The following is a 2,984-nucleotide window of genomic DNA, read 5'->3' as shown; positions in this document are numbered from 1 at the left end:
TAATATCGTAAGACAAATTGTCTATCGATATTTCTTTACACTTTAGTATTTTTACCAATACAAAATTTTAGCCCATATTACGCCTAACGACCAAGGTGTTCCGACGTTTGCGATGGCACGAGTTTGCTCATGCAAACGAAGTGACAGAAGCAAATGTGGCGAAGCCCGAGCGAGCGGGTCGCAAAGCGAACCCCGAGTGTAGCGGAGGCACCGGAAGTTATACGCTGGGCTGGCCTAATTCTTATATAAGTTTGTTAAATATTTGCCTTTTAATGTCTTATAAATAGAAAAGTCCGAATCTATACTGATAATGTTATAGATCCCTTCTCGCTCCGCAATGCACATTAAAGATGCATCTGCCAAGTCCATCGGTAAATCCGAATATTTTTGCATCCTGCTTTTAATATATTTTAGATCATCTAATGTTATATCTAAAATCTGCAGACTTCCTCGCTCTATCCATTCTAAAAAGTCTGATTGAGCATCTATTGAAAATGAAAGTAAATAGACCACCTCAGTTATCACCGGCCAAGTAGTAAATAAGGATCCTTTAAAGCCTTTTAGAAATTTGAAGACTGACTTATGATAATCATCTGAAGAATTAAATAATGCTATAATTGGACCAGAATCAACGAGTGTGACGTTTTTCATTCTTGTCCTTTAATGTTTTATTTAAGATACTTTTTCTATTTTGAGCTAATTTCTGATTATTAGCTGAGTATTTACCAAATAGATCTTCTCCTAATTCAAAAGGAGTTTTGCTTGAACTATGATTCCTTATATATTCAAGAATTGATTCTTTTACGATCTCAGAACGACTTTTGCCTTTAGATTTCGCAAAGGAGTCCAACTTTCTTTCTAAATCTGGTGGTATTCTTAAACTGATCACAAATACAATGTATCACACTTTAGTATTACATACAAGAATTTTATATGATTATTCTTAAAAAGTTGATTTTGCCAGCCTTGCGTATAACGACCAAGCCTAGCCGACGTTCGCAACGGCGCGAGCTTGCACAAGCAAGCGCAGTGACGGAAGCGAATGTGCCGTAGGCCGGAGCGAGAGTGCGAAGCAGCTCGAAGCGTAGCGGCTGAGGCGAAAGTTAGACGTAGTGGGCATGAAATGAAATCGACAAGGCTGGCGAAGTATAGTTTCCGTTACTATTAACAATAACGTAGTATGCAATGAAAGTTAACTAATTGAAATGCAATTCGTTAGTGAATTCGGCAGTAATGATAAGTCAATGGTTAGAATAAAATTATTGTTTTATCTAACCATTGAGATTACGAAATTTTATTTATTGCTCTACACAGACAACCATATGTGTATTGCTACAACCGCTTGTACCCCCGCCTCCAATTAAGCCCGATCCAGTTGAATCCCAGGTTCCAACTGTCGAACTGGTGCCACCTGCGTTCGTACTCCAGTCTGAACAGTCATTAGCATTACTAGTCCAATCAGCATTCATGCCTGTTCCAATTCCGTTAGTAACAACAAGATTAGCAAGAATTTCAACTGAATTCGTTAATGGGAAGGTAAATACCCCGTTCGCTGTCGTCGTGCCAATAACAGTAGTCCCGTCTTTTCGTCGATATTCTTTATTTGGTTTCAAGACCCAATCTAAGTGCTCAGAGGTTCCTCCGCTACATGAGGCTGTGGTGCAGGCTCGACGATTTACACCGTCAGTCACTAAAGCCTTATATGTCCCGCCACCAGCTGGCTTATTTGCATCTGTCGAACAATTATTATCTACACCCGCAATACCGCCATTTTTCGTCATACCACCGGCGTTTGTTGTAGCAAACATCATACAGTGTCCAGTTGTAGCACAAGTACCACCCGCATTTGAATTGCCATTTACCAAAACTACCAAGAGGGCTAAATTATTGTCATCGTTCTTAGGCTGACAAGTTACGGCCATCATCAATACCAGTAACCCAATCCATACCCGCTTTGCTGAGGTGAAAAATTCAAAAACTTTCAGAAGTGTGACTCCTTTACTAGCGCCGAGCTTATCCCAAAAGGAATAGTATTCAGATAAAGCACCGAGTAAAAATGTAATTATTAATGTGACACGATTATGGGTTGTATTACTACAGAATACTCCTTTTTTCTTTAAGTCAGAGCCAGCATGAAATCGTTCATTCCAATTAAATATTACGGAACCATTTTGTCCATTGCGTCTAACGACCAAGGTGTTCCGACGTTTCGCGAGTCCGTAAGGACTTGGCACGAGACTTGCTCTGCAAGACGAGTGACAAAGCGAAATGTGCCGAAGGCCAAGCGAGAGTTGCGAAGCAAGCTCGAAGCGCTGCGGAAGCACCGAAAGTTAGGCGAAGTGACAGCTATATCAAAAGATGTTGTAAATTTAAATTGACAAAGAATTAAATTTCTAAAGAGCTTTTGCATAAATGTCCGTAGAGATATTTTTCAACTTTTCGATTTACGTAAAATTTCTTCCTTTGTCTGAAGCGCAGTTCCACAAAATGGACAAAATAAAACTGCCTGATCGAACCAGCCTGGACCATCTTCAGTCTGAATATATCCTACTGCTAAATAAAGTACATTAGTATCAGAAACATCAAATAATGAATTTCGAGGAGCTGTCATCGCTTCTTTCAAATCATTGCAACAATTGCCAAAGGAGTTTTTATTCGAACCAAACTTCATAGTTTATTTAAGAAAAATAATTACCTAATATTAGCAAGTTTTTAACCTTTTGAGAAAAACTAATATTTATAAATAAGTTAAAAGAGAATTTTGCGAAGAAACAATGACCCTTATCACAAATTTCTTATTATTAAGAGATGCATAAAATTTATGAATCAATCAATTTGTCATTTCGCCTAACGACCGAGGTGCTCCGACGTTCACGACGGCACGAGTTTGCTCATGCAAACGAAGTGACGGAAGTGAATGTGGCGAAGCCCAAGCGAAGGTTGCGAAGCAATCCTGAAGCGCAGCGGAAGCACCGGAAGTTATG

General features: G+C 39.2%; 4 protein-coding genes. All 4 read right to left on the bottom strand.

The genetic code is table 11. The features are described 5' to 3' along the window. Positions 1-234: 234 nt before the first annotated feature. Positions 235-651, bottom strand: coding sequence for a type II toxin-antitoxin system VapC family toxin (locus tag LEP1GSC192_RS00040; protein WP_036088533.1), 417 nt, complete (start codon positions 649-651; stop codon positions 235-237). After that, positions 629-889, bottom strand: a complete 261-nt coding sequence (locus LEP1GSC192_RS00035; protein ID WP_036088531.1) for a ribbon-helix-helix protein, CopG family — start codon at positions 887-889, stop codon at positions 629-631. The genes LEP1GSC192_RS00040 and LEP1GSC192_RS00035 overlap by 23 nt, the downstream gene beginning before the upstream one ends. 409 nt (positions 890-1,298) lie before the next feature. After that, on the bottom strand, positions 1,299-2,195 hold the full coding sequence (locus LEP1GSC192_RS20005) for a DUF1554 domain-containing protein (RefSeq protein ID WP_232420924.1): 897 nt from the start codon (positions 2,193-2,195) through the stop codon (positions 1,299-1,301). A 236-nt stretch (positions 2,196-2,431) separates the two neighbouring features. Then, positions 2,432-2,671, bottom strand: coding sequence for a hypothetical protein (locus LEP1GSC192_RS19755; RefSeq protein ID WP_157186872.1), 240 nt, complete (start codon positions 2,669-2,671; stop codon positions 2,432-2,434). Between the last annotated feature and the right edge of the window lie 313 nt (positions 2,672-2,984).

Source organism: Leptospira sp. B5-022 (assembly GCF_000347035.1).
Taxonomy (GTDB): domain Bacteria; phylum Spirochaetota; class Leptospiria; order Leptospirales; family Leptospiraceae; genus Leptospira_B; species Leptospira_B cinconiae.
The sequence above is the reverse complement of the archived record's forward strand: the minus strand, read 5'-3'. Positions and strand labels throughout refer to the sequence as shown.

What these genes read in the sequence shown, in the direction of transcription:
- LEP1GSC192_RS00040 (WP_036088533.1), bottom strand. Translation starts at nt 651, where the DNA reads ATGAAAAACGTCACACTCGTTGATTCTGGTCCAATTATAGCATTATTT.
- LEP1GSC192_RS19755 (WP_157186872.1), bottom strand. Translation starts at nt 2,671, where the DNA reads ATGAAGTTTGGTTCGAATAAAAACTCCTTTGGCAATTGTTGCAATGAT.